The 15261-nt window shown below is 67.5% G+C and carries 16 protein-coding genes; 13 read left to right on the top strand and 3 right to left on the bottom strand.

All coding sequences use genetic code 11. The features are described from left to right. Positions 1-28 precede the first annotated feature (28 nt). Complete coding sequence (locus tag AC1HFH_RS16550) at positions 29-265, top strand: hypothetical protein (protein ID WP_480243680.1); 237 nt, start codon at positions 29-31, stop codon at positions 263-265. 84 nt (positions 266-349) lie between these two features. After that, complete coding sequence (locus tag AC1HFH_RS16545; protein ID WP_480243679.1) at positions 350-517, top strand: hypothetical protein; 168 nt, start codon at positions 350-352, stop codon at positions 515-517. A 40-nt stretch (positions 518-557) separates the two neighbouring features. Here AC1HFH_RS16545 and AC1HFH_RS16540 read toward each other — a convergent pair whose 3' ends face one another. Then, complete coding sequence (locus tag AC1HFH_RS16540) at positions 558-980, bottom strand: VOC family protein (protein ID WP_480243678.1); 423 nt, start codon at positions 978-980, stop codon at positions 558-560. Beyond that, positions 977-2002 carry an alpha/beta hydrolase gene (locus AC1HFH_RS16535; RefSeq protein ID WP_480243677.1) on the bottom strand — a complete coding sequence of 342 codons (1026 nt, stop codon included), beginning with the start codon at positions 2000-2002 and terminating at the stop codon, positions 977-979. Before AC1HFH_RS16535 ends, AC1HFH_RS16540 begins: the two co-directional genes overlap by 4 nt. Positions 2003-2159: 157 nt before the next feature. Here AC1HFH_RS16535 and AC1HFH_RS16530 point away from each other — a divergent pair, with 157 nt between their 5' ends. From AC1HFH_RS16530 to AC1HFH_RS16520, 3 genes are read left to right on the top strand one after another with little or no spacing between them, the layout of a single operon-like run. Then, a complete protein-coding gene (locus AC1HFH_RS16530; protein ID WP_480243676.1) occupies positions 2160-2822 on the top strand; it encodes a hypothetical protein in 663 nt (220 codons plus the stop codon). Continuing rightward, a complete protein-coding gene (locus AC1HFH_RS16525; RefSeq protein ID WP_480243675.1) occupies positions 2815-4170 on the top strand; it encodes a glutamine synthetase family protein in 1356 nt (451 codons plus the stop codon). Before AC1HFH_RS16530 ends, AC1HFH_RS16525 begins: the two co-directional genes overlap by 8 nt. Continuing rightward, positions 4167-4940 carry a gamma-glutamyl-gamma-aminobutyrate hydrolase family protein gene (locus AC1HFH_RS16520; RefSeq protein WP_480243674.1) on the top strand — a complete coding sequence of 258 codons (774 nt, stop codon included), beginning with the start codon at positions 4167-4169 and terminating at the stop codon, positions 4938-4940. The genes AC1HFH_RS16525 and AC1HFH_RS16520 overlap by 4 nt, the downstream gene beginning before the upstream one ends. A 67-nt stretch (positions 4941-5007) precedes the next feature. Here the strand turns inward: AC1HFH_RS16520 and AC1HFH_RS16515 are convergent, their stop codons facing one another. Next, positions 5008-5682, bottom strand: a complete 675-nt coding sequence (locus AC1HFH_RS16515; RefSeq protein WP_480243673.1) for a TetR/AcrR family transcriptional regulator — start codon at positions 5680-5682, stop codon at positions 5008-5010. A gap of 291 nt (positions 5683-5973) precedes the next feature. Here AC1HFH_RS16515 and AC1HFH_RS16510 point away from each other — a divergent pair, with 291 nt between their 5' ends. The 8 genes from AC1HFH_RS16510 (at position 5974) to AC1HFH_RS16475 (ending at position 15200) form a co-directional block, all read left to right on the top strand. After that, entirely contained in the window at positions 5974-7614 is a 1641-nt protein-coding gene (locus tag AC1HFH_RS16510; protein WP_480243672.1) for a class I adenylate-forming enzyme family protein, read from the top strand. Between the two features lie 10 nt (positions 7615-7624). Then, complete coding sequence (locus AC1HFH_RS16505; protein ID WP_480243671.1) at positions 7625-8395, top strand: enoyl-CoA hydratase/isomerase family protein; 771 nt, start codon at positions 7625-7627, stop codon at positions 8393-8395. A 22-nt stretch (positions 8396-8417) separates the two neighbouring features. Continuing rightward, on the top strand, positions 8418-9512 hold the full coding sequence (locus tag AC1HFH_RS16500; RefSeq protein WP_480243670.1) for a Zn-dependent alcohol dehydrogenase: 1095 nt from the start codon (positions 8418-8420) through the stop codon (positions 9510-9512). A gap of 40 nt (positions 9513-9552) precedes the next feature. Then, positions 9553-11010, top strand: coding sequence for an aldehyde dehydrogenase family protein (locus tag AC1HFH_RS16495; protein WP_480243669.1), 1458 nt, complete (start codon positions 9553-9555; stop codon positions 11008-11010). A 111-nt stretch (positions 11011-11121) separates the two neighbouring features. Continuing rightward, entirely contained in the window at positions 11122-12786 is a 1665-nt protein-coding gene (locus AC1HFH_RS16490) for a flavin-containing monooxygenase (RefSeq protein WP_480243668.1), read from the top strand. Continuing rightward, positions 12783-13157 carry a hotdog domain-containing protein gene (locus AC1HFH_RS16485; RefSeq protein WP_480243667.1) on the top strand — a complete coding sequence of 125 codons (375 nt, stop codon included), beginning with the start codon at positions 12783-12785 and terminating at the stop codon, positions 13155-13157. The genes AC1HFH_RS16490 and AC1HFH_RS16485 overlap by 4 nt, the downstream gene beginning before the upstream one ends. A gap of 4 nt (positions 13158-13161) precedes the next feature. Beyond that, on the top strand, positions 13162-14460 hold the full coding sequence (locus tag AC1HFH_RS16480) for an NAD(P)/FAD-dependent oxidoreductase (protein WP_480243666.1): 1299 nt from the start codon (positions 13162-13164) through the stop codon (positions 14458-14460). A gap of 47 nt (positions 14461-14507) precedes the next feature. Then, a complete protein-coding gene (locus tag AC1HFH_RS16475; protein WP_480243665.1) occupies positions 14508-15200 on the top strand; it encodes a transporter in 693 nt (230 codons plus the stop codon). Positions 15201-15261: the final 61 nt, after the last annotated feature.

Here is a 15261-nt window from a genome sequence, read left to right as displayed (position 1 = left end):
TTCGGGAGCCGTGCGAAGGGAGATCACGATGATGGATACCTGGACCACCATTCCGATCGGTAGTGACCTCGATCGGGCCGAGCAGCGCATCTCGGTCGGCGACGGTTCGAGCGAAGTGGACCTCGGGACACTGTCCGGTGACCCGAGCACGGTCATCGCAGGTGCGGCCTGGCCGGACCGAATCGACCAGGCCTGGATCACCCCGCTCGATCTCGACGACGATCGGTTCGACCGCCCGAGACCACACCGCCGCCTGCCCCTGTGACCGCCGCGACCGTGTTACCGGCCCGGTTCGCGGCAGGGCCGGTAACACGGTGGCGTCGCGGCTCGACCTGCTCGAGGACCACCAGTGACGAGTAATTCCGAGATCACCCCCGAAACTCCTGTCGACTCCGAGTTGCCGCCGGACGCGGCCATCGATGTCCCGGTGGTGCATTGGCCCGAACCCAGTCCGCTGGAATCCTGGTGGAACTCCGTCATGAACACCACGCGTGTCTCCCGCAGCGCGGCCGGGTGACCACTTCGTGCGGCGGACGTGACGGGTGGGCGGGCCAGGTTCACCCGTCTGCGACCGTGGCAGCGTAGTGTGCCTCGTACTCCGCGGTGGGTGTGATCGGGGTGATCACGTCGACGAGGACGCCGTTCGGGTCGATGGTCATGAAATGCCGCTGCCCGAAGGCTTCGTCGCGCAGTGGAAGTGGCATGTCGAGACCCCGCTCGACCACCGATTCGTGCAGCCGGTCGACATCGTCCACCTCGATCGCGAGCAACATACCGGCCGGATCACGCCGGAACGCTGCCGGCACTGTCTCGTGGTCGCGTTCGACCACGCCGATCTGCGGGCGATTGCCGTCCGGTGCCTCCAGCTGCACATACCAGCCGCTGTCGAACACCACCCGGAACCCGAACAGGCTCGTGTAGAACTCGCGGGTGGCGGCGACGTCGGTGCTGCACAGGGTGGGGAAGATTCCGGTGATCATGAGTCTCTCCGTATGGTCGGTCGATGTGTCCTCCCAACGTTCGGGGCTCCAGTCGGGGGAGAGTCAAGTGCGTACCCGTGCAGGTATCGGCAGATCTCGTCGATCGCTTCGTGCGCTCGGGCGAATACCCCGACTTCGGTGACGAAGCCGTGGAGAACTCCGGTGTATCGGGTGAGCGTGACGGGGACGCCGGCGTGCTCCAGTCGTGCCGCGTACGCTTCGGCGTCGTCGCGGATCGGGTCGACTTCTGCGGTCAGGATCAGGGCGGGCGGCAGGCCGGACAACGATTCGGCGCGCATCGGTGCGGCAAGGTGGTCGTCCGGCCGGTGCTCCGGGCCGGCGTACTGTTCCCAGCACCAGCGTGCGTCCGGCGTGCTGAGTGGAAGTGCATCGGCGAATGTCGTCCACGACGATCTGGTGAACGTCGCGTCGACAGCGGGGTAGGCGAGCACTTGGGCGACGGGGAGACGCTCGCCCGCATCACGACGGTAGAGGCAGACGGCGGCGGCGAGGTTGCCGCCGGCGGAGTCGCCGCCGACGGCGATCCGCTCCGGATCGATGCCGAGTTCCGGTGCTGCCCGGGTCAGCCACCCGTAGGCATCGAGGCAGTCCTCCAGTGCGGCAGGGTACGGGTTTTCGGGGGCCAGCCGGTAGTCCAGGGAGACGACGGTCCAGCCGGATCCGGCGGCGATCGCGCGGCACAGCTCGTCGGCGCCGTTCAGAGTGCCCATGACGAAACCGCCACCGTGTAGGTAGACCAATGCCGGCCGAGCGCCGGGAGGCGTGCTGCCGGCACGGTACAGACGAGCGCGGATCGCTCCGGCGCGAGTCGATATGGTCAATTGATCAACATTGTCGAGCGGCGTGATCGGCTCGGCGGGCTGCGGTGTGTCCAGCAGTGCCCGCGCTTGCGCTACTCCCAGTTCGCGAACGGGTTTCCGCAGGGCTGCGTCGATCATCCGGGCCGCGGTTGTTGCCTGGTCGTTGAGTAGATTCCACCAGGTGGGAGGGTTGTCGTTCATCCGAGAGCCTCGCAAGTCGTTGACAAGAAGTGATCTGTGCCTCACTATCATAGTCATATGACCCAGACGAATGACTGGAAAATCACGTTCCGTTGGGGATCCGCTGCTTGTCGGGATACCGCGCGCACGATCTCGTCGCATCGAAAGGACTAGAAGGATGACCGAAACGACGATCGGTCCCGCGACGCGCGGGGCCGAGACGGTCGACGGGGTCGGCATTCGGATCGAGGACGATGCGAGTCCGATCGTCCGGCTGATCGGCCGAACCATTGCCGACTCGCTCCGCGCCGACAGCACCCTGCTGCCGTCCGGGTCGGCAGGTGTCATCGCGGTGCGGTCCCATGACACGCCGCAAGCCGCGACGATCAGCATCGCCGACGGCGTGGTCGCGGTCTCGAACGGCGTGTTCGTCGATCCCGACGTCACCGTGACCGTCGACCTGAACCGACGTTTCGCGCCGGTCGGGGCCCCCACCGGCAGCGGTGAGTTCGCTGCCCTGGCCGGTGCGTTGCTGTCCCCGCCGCTGCCGGACTGGAAGGCCGCTGCGGCGACGTTCTGGGCCGCGGCCCGGTCGATCCCCGGCATTCCCGACATGCTCATCGCGATCACGGAGGGCCCCGAAGGCCTGGACCAGGTCGTCGCGGGGGAAGGGGAGACCCACTACGTCATCGCCGGTCCACCGGAGCTGCTGGCCGGTGTCTTCTCCGGTGCCGACGATCTGCTCGCCGCCCTGTCCACCGGCCTCCTCGGTGTGCGCGGCACGCTCTCACAGTTGTCGGTGCTGGTCGCCGCATCCTGGAAGGTTCGTTACGATGTCTGAAATTGCCACCGGCGCAACGGTGCTCGAGACCGACGTGCACACCGTCCGGATCGAGTCCACCAACCACGACGGCTCCTTTCTCGGGAAGAACATCGCGCGCGGGAAATTCGCCGCGGGCGCGGACTCGGGGTTCGCGATGGCGGATCTGCTGTTCGGCCTCGACCTGGGCAATGACCCCACGTTCGGCTTCGCCTACCCCGCGTGGCGTGGCCACCTCGCCGACCTGCAGTTCCGGCCGGACCTGTCGACGCTGGTGCAGTGGGAGCCCGGCGTGCAGTCGGTGATCGGCGACTACTGGCAGGCCGACGGCACCCCGGTCGGTACCTGTCCGCGAAACCTGGCGCGCACGCTGGTCGATCGGCTCGCTGCCCGGGGCTTCACCGCCACCGTCGCGGTCGAGATCGAAGCCACCCTGTTCCAGGAGTCCATCCATGAGGCCCGGGCCAAGGGGTACCGCGACCTGACCCCGCTCGGCGGATCCGCGGGAACCGCCTACCACCTCGCGAAGTCGAAGGACTGGGTCGACTACATGTCGGCGGTCGCCCGTCGCCTCGAACAGATCGGCATCGAGTGGGAGGCGTGGAGCGATGAGGACGCGGCCGGGCAGGTCGAACTCAATCTGGTTCCCGGCGATCCGATCACGGTGTGTGACGCCTGGGCTCGTACCCGGCAGGTGATGCGTGAGGTGGCCTTCGATCTCGGCCACACCGTGACGTTCATGGCCAAGCCGACGGCCGGATACGGGCAGGCCTCGCACATCAACCTGTCGCTGCAGCGTGACGGCGTCAACGCGTTCTACGCGGCGAACGGGCCGTCGCCGACGATGCGGCACGCGGTCGGCGGGCTGCTCGCGACGATGCCGGGCGCGACCTCGATCATGCTGCCGCAGATCACCTCCTACCGCCGCCTGGTCGACCTGAGTGGTCCACCGACGACGGTCACCTGGGGCATCAGCAACAAGACCGCCGCGGTGCGGGCGGTGTGCGGGCACCCGGAATACTCCCGCCTGGAATACCGGGTTCCCGGCGCCGACGCGAACCTGTACCTCGCGATCGCGGCAGTTCTCGCCGGTGTGATCGCCGGCATCGACGGCGCGATCGAACCGCCCGAGCCGGTGTCCGATATGGCGTGGTGTGTACCCGATCTGGAGCGGCTGCCGGACACGATGACCAAGGCGGCCGCCGCGCTGGAGAACGACCTCATCCTGCGCGAGCAGCTCGGCGACGAATTCGTCGACTACTGGGTGGGTACCCGGCGCTGGGAGTGGATGCAGTTCCACACGACCGGTGGTGATCCGTTCGCCGAGCTCTCCGAGTGGGAGTCGGCACGATACTTCGAGTTCCCGTGAGCGGGGGAGACGCGGCGCCGGGCGCTGTCCGCCCGATGATCGGCATCACCGGGCGGCGGGTTCGGCTGGGGTTGGTCGAGGGGCTGGACAAGCGCTACGGCCATCTGTTCACCGACACGTTCATGTCCGACTTCTCCGAGCGGATCGCGCGCGCCGGCGGGGTTCCGGTGAACCTGCCCTACGATGCCGACCCGCAGGCGCTGTGCCACTGGCTGTCCGGTGTGGTCATTACCGGCGGCCAGGATGTGCATCCCGCGTACTGGGGTGGTGATCCGTCGGTGGTTCGCGATGTGGATCCGCGGGACGATCCGATGGTGCACGACGCCGAACGGGACGCGTTCGAGATCGCGCTCGCGCGTGCCGCGCTCGACCGAGACACCCCGATACTCGGGGTGTGCCGGGGGCTGCAGGTGCTCAATGTCGCGCTGGGCGGCACGCTGATCCCGGATCTGCCGCCCGGCGCCATCGAGCACCTGTCACCACTGCCCCCGGTCACCGACGGTGCCGACGACCACAAGGTGACGTTCGAACCGGGATCGGTCGCGGAAGGACTGTTCGGTGCGAGCGTGGTGACCAACTCGTGGCACCACCAGGCGGTCGACCGCTGCGGTACCGGACTGGTGGTCACCGGGCGCGCGGCCGACGGCGTCGTCGAGGCGGTCGAACTGCCGGGATCGCCGGTGCTCGGTGTCCAGTGGCACCCCGAGTGGATGGAACGCGACGATCCTGCGTTGAGCTGGGTCGTCGCCGAGGCGAGCGCGCGGCTCTGATCCGGAGGAGGCTGTCGGCCGCCCTCGAAGAGCGGTGGCCGACAGCCGCTTCCGGATTCGGGCGGTGTCAGTCCAGGTTCACCCAGGAGACCAGCGCACGCCGGGCCTGCTCGGGTGAGGGCTCCGGCGCAGGGGTTGCCGGTCCAGAGCCCAGGTTGGCGGTCATCCAGGTGTCGAGTATGCCGAGGGTGAGGTCCATCTGCCGCCGGGCCTCGGCGCGGTCGGAGAACACCAGCCAGTTGAGCGCGAATCCATCGGACAGGGCGGAGACGGTGTAGGTCAGTGCGTCGATGGTGTCCGGGGCGATCGTCCGGCCACCGGCGGTCGCTGCGGTTTCCAGGATGGTCCGCATGGTGGAGAACGCCTCGTTGTACACCATCTCGGCCTGCTTGGCCTCCTGGCGCCGGGCCCAGCTGATCAGCTCCATGATCGCCGCACCGAAGTCGGGATTGTCCAGGTACCACTCCATCACGCCGCGGATCAGGGCCCGGGCACTGGTCTCCACATCGCCATGGACATCGTTGCGGGTGAGAACCTCTCGGTACTGGCTCGCGACATGATCGAACACAGCCGCGAACAGCAACTCCTTCGTGGCGAAGCAGTAGTGCAGGGTCGCCAGGGGGGCGTTCGCCTCCTGGGCGATGCGGCGGGTGGTGGCACCGTCCACCCCGTGTATAGCGATCATGCGCACGGCCGCGTCAACCAGGTCGGCACGTCGTTCGGCAGCGGGAATGCGAGCCATGCGTTTGCTCCTGTTGATTTGAGGACGTTTGATCAAGTCAATCATGACACTACCACTGGAGGTGGGCTGCCGGAGTGGGTGCCCGGGAGCGTCTGCACGGATAGTTAGTCACATGCCTTGATCAAATGATCCACTTGAGCTACGGTTATGACTGACATCACGTGCCGGCTGGTCCGGCGGCCCGCCCCGCTCCATGGCGTGCGATCGGCGCGCGAGTGGCTTTGCGCAGCGGTGGCGGAGGCGGCATTCACCGGTTCACCACCGGTCTCAGAACATCCCGAAGAGGACGACATGAACCGAGTCGAATCATTTCACCCCGAACGAGAGAATGCGCTCGATCGGCTGACCATGGATCCGCCGATCGACACCCTCGTCGGGCTTCTGGCGGACCAGGCCGCCAGCTCGCGCGATCGTGAGTTCCTCCGGTTCGCAGACGGGTCGTGGACGTTCGGCGAGGTCGAGGATTGGACGTCGCGTCTGGCGCAGCGCCTGGTCGCCGAGGACGGCATCCGCCCGGGCGATCGGGTGGCGATCATGCTGCCCAACGTGGTGCAGTGGCCGATCGCCTGGCTCGCGATCCTGAAGGCCGGCGGGGTCACGGTGCCGGTGAACTCCTCCTACCAGCGCGCGGATCTGGAGTTCGTGCTCCGGGATTCCGGTGCCCGAGCGCTGATCACCGACCCCGCGCACGCCCCGCTCGTCGACGAGGTACGTTCCGACAACGGTGACCTGGCCCGGGTGCGGACCGTCGACGCCGCATCGCCGGCGGACCTGGCTGCGTATCCGGCGGACCGGCCGGATGTGGCGATCTCCGGTGCGACGCTCGCGAATCTGCAATACACCTCGGGGACCACCGGATTCCCCAAAGCGTGCATGTTGACCCACGACTACTGGGCCCGCCTCGGCTGGGTCTGTGCCAACGCGGCCGGCCTCGGCTCCGGCGATGTGGCACTCACCGCACAGCCCTTCTCCTATATGGACCCGCAGTGGAACACGGTGCTGTGCCTCACGATCGGCGCACCGCTGGTGGTGCTGCCCCGGTTCTCCGCCTCTGGCTTCATGGCCGACGTCCGCCGACACCGGGCGACCTTCTGCTACGTGCTCGGCTCGATGCCGACCCTGATGTACAAGCAGTCGCCGCACCCGCGCGACCGGGACAACGACCTGCGCCTCGTGCTGTGCTCGGCGATCCCGGCCGGACTGCACGCGGAGCTCGAACAGCGGTGGGGCGCACCGTGGCGGGAGATCTTCGGGATGACCGAAAGCGGGGTCGACCTGGTCAGTCTCCCCGAAGACACGGCCGATGTCGGCTCCGGGCGATTGGGGCAGCCGGTGCCCACCAAACAGGTCCGGGTGGTCGATCCGCAGGGCCGCGAGGTCGCCGAAGGCGAATCCGGCGAGCTGATCACTGCGGGGGTGCCGATGATGCTCGGCTACTGGAACAGGCCAGACGACACCGCGCGAACTCTGCGGGACGGCTGGCTGCACACCGGCGATGTCGCCGTTCGCGAGTCCGGAAGCTACCGCCTGGTCGGCCGGATCAAGGACATGGTCCGCCGCGGCGGGGAGAACATCGCCGGCGCCGAGGTCGAACGCGTCCTCGAACGTACGGACTCCGTCGTCGCGGCCGCGGTGGTCGGCGTCCCGGACGAACTGTTCGGTGAGGAGGTCAAAGCCTTCGTGCAGCTGGCGCCGGCGACCTCGCCGAGCCGCGAGACGGCCGAGCGGATCATCGACGGGATACGAAACCAGCTGGCGCGCTTCAAGGTCCCACGCTACGTCGAGTTCGTCGCCGACTTCCCGCGTACCCCGTCCGAGCGGGTGTCGAAGCCTGCGCTGAAGGCGCGCGCCGCCGAGCAGCCCGGTATCACGTACGACCTGCAACCACCGCGCACCTCGGGTCACGACCCTCGAGAGCGCAACGGCGACTGAGGAGCTGGAGATGACAGACAACTACCTGGATGTGCGTGTCGATGACGACGTCGCGGTGCTCACCCTGAATCGTCCGGCGAAGCTGAATGTGCTGGGCGTGGCGACGCGAGTGCTGCTCGCGCAGACCATCCGCCGGTTCGGGACCGGTGATCTGGTGCGCGGGATCGTGCTCACCGGCACCGGCCGGGCCTTCTCCGCCGGTGAGGACCTGCAGCAGGCGCCGACCACCTACGACGAACTCCGCGAGGCCTTCGCCACCTTCCACGACATCACGCGCGCAATTCTCGAGACGAAGGTCCCCGTGATCGCGGCCCTGAACGGGATCGCAGTCGGCGGCGCCTCGGAGATCACGCTGTGCTGCGACGCCCGGATCGGCAGCCCCGCCGCCGAATACTTCCAGCCGGAGAACCACCGCGGAATCATCATCTCCAACGCCTCGAGCGTCCTCATGGCCCGCCTGGTTCGCAATCACGCGATGCGCATCATCCTGGGCTGCCGGCGAATCGACGCGGACGAAGCTCTGCGGATCGGGCTGCTCGACGAGATCGCGGCTCCGGCGGCACTGGTGGGCCGCGCGGCCGAGCTTGTCAGGCAGTGGAACTCCGATCCCCGGACCACCGCGCTGCACCTCGGGCTGTTGCGGCCGCGCCTCGAAGACATCGAGGCGGCCTTCGCCCGCGAAGACGACGCCGCACACCAGGCGTGGAAATCGGGCGCCTTCACCGAAGGCGTCGAGGGCTTCTGGACATCGAAGAACGCTACGCCGTCGGCGCCCGCGTAGAGCAATCGAGATCGGAGACGACATGATCACCACCGAAGCAGCGGTTCTCACCTCGGTGAACGAACCCCTGGAGTTCACCCAGATCCAGGTCGACGACCCAGAACCCGGCGAGGTCCGCCTCGCGGTCTCGAATGTCGGCCTGTGCCACAGCGACCTGCACTACATGACCGGCACAGTCGGTGCCGATCTGCCCGTGGTGGTCGGCCACGAGGTGGCAGGCATCGTCGAAGCGGTCGGCTCGGCCGTCACCACCCTGCGGCCGGGTGACCGCGTCGTCGGCGCCCTCACTCCCGCCTGCGGAATGTGCCGCAACTGCCGGGCCGGGCACTCGACGCAGTGCGGGCGGGTCGCCGAGATCCGGCAGCGACCCCGGCCCGCCTTCCAGCTGCCCGGCGGCTCCGCGGTCCACCGGCTCGGCGACATAGGCGCATTTTCCCGGCACACCCTGATGCGGGAGAACTCCCTGGTGCAGGTGCCCGACGAGGTGGGACTGCACGTCGGCTGCCTACTCTCGTGCTGCATCATCACCGGTGTCGGCGCCGTGTTCCGTGGCGCACAGGTGCGCCCCGGCGCCACCGTGGCCGTCATCGGTTGCGGTGGTGTCGGCTCGGCCATCATCCAGGGCGCGCGGCTCGCCGGCGCCTCGGCGATCGTCGCCGTGGATCTCGACGACGCCCGGCTCGTCGCGGCCCGCACCTACGGTGCCACCCACGTCGTGAACGGCGCGGCAGATATCCCTGCGGAGATCGAGGCGCTGCTCGGCGAGGGCGTGGACTATTCGTTCGAGGCCGTCGGCAGCGCACGCACCGCGGCCACCGCGCTGGCGGTGCTGCGTCCCACCGGCACCGCCTGCCTGGTCGGAATCGCCCCCGATGGAACCGACCTGACGCTGCCGGCCTGGAACTTCTTCTTCAGCGAGAAACGCCTCATCGGCTCGTACATGGGCTCGGGCCAGGCATCCGACGACATCGCCCAGTTCGCCCGCCTGTACCTGGAAGGTCGCCTGCTGCTCGACGAGATGGTCACCGATGTCATCGCGTTCCGCGATATCGACAAGGGCTTCGAGGCGATGAAATCGGGCGATGTCACCCGCCTCGTCGCCGACCTCACCGTGTGAGCGCACCGATCCGTCCAACTCTCCACCGAAGGGACCGCAGATGTCGAATACGCAACTGCCCCAGCCGATCAACTACATCGCCGACGAGTGGTGCGAATGCCGGACGATTCCGGACGTGTGGAATCTCGACCCGAACACCGGGCAATCGGTCCATCGTGCCGTCACCACCGGCCGGGACGATGTGGAACGCGCCTTGCGGCACGCCGAACGGTCTTACGGCTTCGAACGCTGGGACGATACGGCGAGCGAAGAACGCGCCGCCTGCATCGAGCGCGCCGCTGCCCTCGTCGAGACCCGGATCGAGGACATCGCCCGGACCGATGCCCTCACCAGCGGCGTCCCGATCGCCGCGGCCCGCTTGGTGGCGCAGTTCCTGCCGCACCGGATCCGCGCGTCGGCCGCCGAGCTGCGGACCATTCCGCGCCGTAGCGCCCTCGCCGCCGACGGTCGCGATGTGCGGCTGTACAAGGTTCCGTGGGGGCCCGCGGCCATCCTCACCCCGTGGAACGGCCCCAGCTTCATCCCTGCCGCGAAGATGGTCAGTGCTCTCGCCGCCGGCTGTCCTGTGATCCTCAAACCGTCGGAGCACGCGCCGAGCTCCGCACAGATCATCGTCGAATGCTTCGTGCAAGCCGGGCTGCCCGCCGGCGCCTTGCAGCTCGTCCACGGTGACGGCCGGGTGGGTGCGGCGCTCACCGGCGATCCCCGGGTGAAGGTCGTGTCGTTCACCGGCGGCCCGAATGCCGGTCGCGCGATCGCTCGCGCGGCCGCGGAGGACTTCAAGGTGCTCCAGCTCGAACTCGGCGGCAACAACCCGGCCCTCGTGCTGGACGACGCCGATATCGACGTGACCGCCGACGGCATCCTCGAGGGGATGACCAAACTCAACGGTCAATGGTGCGAGGGCCCCGGAAAGGTCCTGGTGCACAGGAGTCTGGTCGAACCGCTCTCGGTGGCGCTGCTCGACCGCATCAGCGGTATCCAGGTCGGGCATTCGCTCGACGAGTCCACCCAGCTCGGCCCGATCTCGAACGCGCCGCATTTCGCCACCCTGCAGAGCCGTATCGACGAGCTGCGGTCCCACGGCGCCACCATCCAGCAGCCGGCGAAGCTCCCCGAACTCGACGGGTTCTTCCTCTCGCCGACCGTTGCCTCGGGAATCGACGCGTCGCTGGCGTCTGCGGAGTTGTTCGGGCCGCTCATCAGCCTGCACGCCGTCGAGTCCGACGAGGAGGCGCTGCGCGTGGCCAACGCCGCCCCGTCCGGCCTCGACGCCTACGTCTTCGGCGGTGACCTGGACCGCGCCATCGAGGTCGGCGCGCGGGTGCAGTCCGGTGAAGTCCGGGTGAACGGTGCCAAGGTCGCCGATCTCGCGGACGGGTCGGCGCAGAGCTTCTGGGGTACGTCGGGAATCGGCGGCCACGGCCCCGGTGAATCGGTGCGGGTGTTCTGCGGCGACCGCGTCGTCGGTGTCGATTCCCCCGATCTGCCCATGTAGCGCTCACGAAACTTCCGCACCACCCCTTGACTGTGACCGGGACCACTGGTGTACTTGCAAGCAAGTCATTTGATCCAGTCGGTCGACAATCTTAATGAAAGCGGCCATCTCATGAACTCCACCTCCACCTCCGGTACCGAAGTGGTCGACGTCATCGGCGTCGGCGCCGGTTTCACCGGCATCTACCTCTCGCACCGGCTCACCACCGCCGGCTGGACCTTCGCAGGCTTCGAGGCCGGCCCCAGCGTCGGCGGTACCTGGTTCTGGAACACCTATCCGGGTGCCCGCTGTGACGTCGAGAGCATCTACTACTCGTACTCGTTCGACGAGGACCTCCAGCAGGAGTGGACCTGGAGCGAACGGTTCGCGCCACAGGCCGAGATCCTCAGCTACATCGAGCATGTCGCCGACCGCTTCGACCTGCGCAAGCACTTCACCTTCAACACCCGCGTCGTCGGCTCGACGTGGAACGCTGCCGACAAGCTGTGGGAGGTGCGGCTGGACAACGGCGAGACCCGGCGCAGCCGCTACCTGATCTCCGGCGCGGGCGGGCTGTCCACCCCGAAGGACTTCGACGTGCCGGGGCTGGCGAACTTCGCCGGACTACAGGTGTCGACCAGCCGCTGGAACATCTCCCTGGACGATCTCGCCGGTAAGCGCGTCGCCGTGATCGGCACCGGATCCTCCGGCGTGCAGGCTATTCCACTGATCGCCCAGGTCGCCGAACACCTCACGGTGTTCCAGCGCACTCCGAACTACGTGATGCCCGCGCGCAATGCGGAACTCGCCCCGGATCGGGTCGCCGAGGTGAAGGACAACTACGTGGCGATCCGAGAAGAATGTCGGCACTCGCCCGGCGGCATCCCCGACCGCCCCGTCACCGACAACGCTTTCGACGTATCCGAGCAAGAGCGCCGACGCCGCTACGAGGAGGCGTACGAGCGCAGCGGCTTCCAGGGCGTCGGCGCCGAGTTCGCCGACCTGCTCCTCGACGCCGAGGCGAATCGGACCGCTGCCGAATTCATCCACGACAAGATCCGCGAGATCGTCGACGACCCGGCAACCGCGGAGCTGCTGGTGCCGAAATACCACCCCCTGGGTGCCAAGCGCAGCGTCTTCGGCACCGACTACTACGAGACCTACAACCGGCCCAACGTGTCCCTGGTGTCACTGCGTGACGAGCCGATCGAGACGATGACCGAGAACGCGATCGTCACCTCGAACGGCAGCTACGAAGTGGACGCCGTGGTCCTGGCGATCGGTTTCGACGCCTTCACCGGCCCGCTGTATGGTCTCGGCCTGACCGGCGCGTCCGGGGAGAGGCTGCAGGAGGCCTGGCGTGCGGGCATCCGGTCCTACCTGGGCATCATGGTCGCGGATTTTCCCAACTTCTTCATGGTGGGTGGCCCGCTGAGTCCCGCGCTGGTGAGCAATGTGGTGGTGACCATCGAGCAGGCCGTCGACTGGATCGCCGATCTACTGGAGCATGCCCGGGAGACCGGGGCCACGGTTATCGAGGCCACTCGGGAGGCCGAGGACGAGTGGGTGGACATCACCGAGGCGACCGTCGCGCCCACGCTCTTCGCCACCACCGACTCCTGGTACCGCGGCTCGAACATCAACGGCAAACCCAACACCTTCATGGGCTACGTGGGTGGTGTCGGCAAGTACCGCCGCATGTGCACCGAGATCGCCAAACGCGGCTACCCCGGAGTCGCAATCGACGGTGAAACGCAGTCTCGCACCGTCGGCCCGATCCATGAGGAAATCGCATGAGCAAAGCAATCCACCGGCGCTATGTCGCCTTCTCCGATGCGCATTACGCAGGTAACTTGGTCGACGGCGCCTACGCGCTGTCACTCTTCGGTGACGTCGGTACGAATCTGTCGATCGAACAGGACGGCCATGAGGGCCTGTTCGCCGGCTACTCATCCGTGGAATTCCTCGCCCCGGTCCGAGGCGGCGATGTCGTCGAAGCCGAGGCAACCCTGGTGAAGAAGGGCAACCGGAGCCGCACAGTCGATTTCGAGCTCCGAGTGATCTGCCGTGGATCCGACGACACCGGCCGATCGCAGGTCCTGGCGCCCCCCCTGGTCGCGGTGCGCGCCCGTGGCACTGCGGTCATTCCTGCGGATGAGACGGAGTAACGCCATGGAGCTGATTCACGACACCGGTTGGGCCGAACAACCTGCCACTCTCGAACAGTCGCTGACCGGCGATATCGGCTGCGACGTCGTCGTGATCGGTGGCGGTGGGGGTGGCATGTCGGCCGCGCTCCGCCTCGCCGAGAACGGCGTCGATGTGGTCCTGCTCGAGGCGAAGACGCTCGGCTGGGGTGCCACCTCCCGCAATGCGGGTTACATCACGAACTCGGTCGCCGCCGATCCGGAGCTGCTGGGTCTGCTGATGAAGCGCGATCGGCTGCGCGACCTGTACCGGTACGCCGAGAACGCAGTGCATTTCGCCGAAGACGCGATCGAGCGGCACGGGATCGACTGCGGCTATCGACAGGAAGGCATCGTGATCGCGGCGGTGTCCAAGGGCCAGCTCCGGCATGCCCGCCGCAACGCGAAGGTCATGGCCGAAGCCGGATCGGCGGGCGAACTCGTCAACGGCCGCGACGCCGGTCTCCCGGAAGGGTTTCTCGGTGGTATCCGCGAGGGTGTCGGTGGCACGCTGAATCCGGGCGAGTTCGTTCTCGGCCTGCGGGCCGCGACCATCGCGGCGGGCGTGCGCGTCTACGAGGGCACCCCGGCACGCGACGTCACCGACACCGGCGCCGGGGTCACCGTCGACACCCCGAACGGAACGGTCCGGGCACGCAAGGCGGTGCTGACGACCAACGCCTACAGCAACGGGTTGTCCATAGCACCGAAACACCTCGCCAGTCCGGTCTGGACCTCCCTGGTCGAGACCGAAGCCGTCGACCCCGAGCGGCTCGACGACATCGGCTGGACCAGCCGCGCCCCGATGGTCACCCTGCACATGATCCTCGAGAGCTACCGAGTCACCCCGCGGGGCACGATCGTGTTCGGCACTCGTCGTCTGCAGACCGGCCGCAACCCGCTGCCGGAGCGCGCTCCCGCAGGAGCCGTCGCCGACGACCTCGTCCGCGGCTTCCACAACCGGTTCCCCGGCCTGCGTGACATCCGGCCGGTACGAGCCTGGGGCGGCTGGATCGGCATGAGCTCCACCTGGCTTCCCGTCGCGGGCGAAGCCTCCGACAACGTGCTCTATTCGCTGGCCTGCAACGGCCACGGCTTCGCCCAGGCGCAATACGTGGGCCACCTGCTGGCCGACCACGTCGGCGGCGCACCGCTGCACGAGGACCTGGCAGCGATCTGGCACGGCCGCAAACGGTTCTGGCCCAGTTTCGTCAGTGGCCCCGCACTGTATGCGGGCTGGCTCGCCGACCGTGCCGCCGACCGTTGGGCTTCCCTCACGACATGACACTCGCCGCCTGTCGGCCGAGGTCACCGCCTGCAAGGAGAAAGATCATGTCCCTCAAAGAATTGTTGTTCGCGGTCGCGGACATCTGGATGATCGCCGTCGGGTTCACCTACGGGATCAAGTTCATCCGGAACTACAAGAACTATCTGCTCGGCATCGAGTGGATCATCGTCGCGACCTCGGGGACCAACTTCCTGATCTACGGTCTCCTGAAGGCCGGCCACGACAGCCCGATGTACGCCTTCGCCTACTTCCTGGACGCCTTCTCCCGGTCCATCGGCATCACGCTGATCCTCGTGCTCGGGCTGATGAAGGTCACCCACCGGTACAAGCCGTCGGCCACCGTGGATATCGGCGCGTTCGCCCTGGCGGGTGTGGTCGGTTTCGCCCTCAGCGCCTACGCCGAACAGATCGGCACTCCCGGCAAGATCTTCTACATCGTGGCCAACGTGCTCACCACGCTGTTCCTGATCTACTTCGTCAAGCGCCTCTGGGATATCGACGAGCGTGGGCACGCCGTGTGGGCGGCCGTCGCCACCTTCTGCGGCTTCGTCATCGCCGCGACCTACGACTTCGTCACCATCCCGGGAGACGACGCCGAACACACGATCTTCTACATCTTCGCGCTGTCGACCTGGGGCCTGCAGATGTTCGTCTACTACCGCGCCTACCGGGCATTCGATGCCTACAACAAGCGGATCGATGCCCGAGCGGCCGCCGGCGTGCCGGTGACAGCGTGAGCCGACGCCCGGCTGCCACGGCACATACCGCGTCCGATTGCCGGCGCAGCGATGCTCCGGC

The sequence above is a fragment of the Nocardia sp. KT25-26 genome, assembly GCF_056627695.1.
The sequence above is the reverse complement of the archived record's forward strand: the minus strand, read 5'-3'. Positions and strand labels throughout refer to the sequence as shown.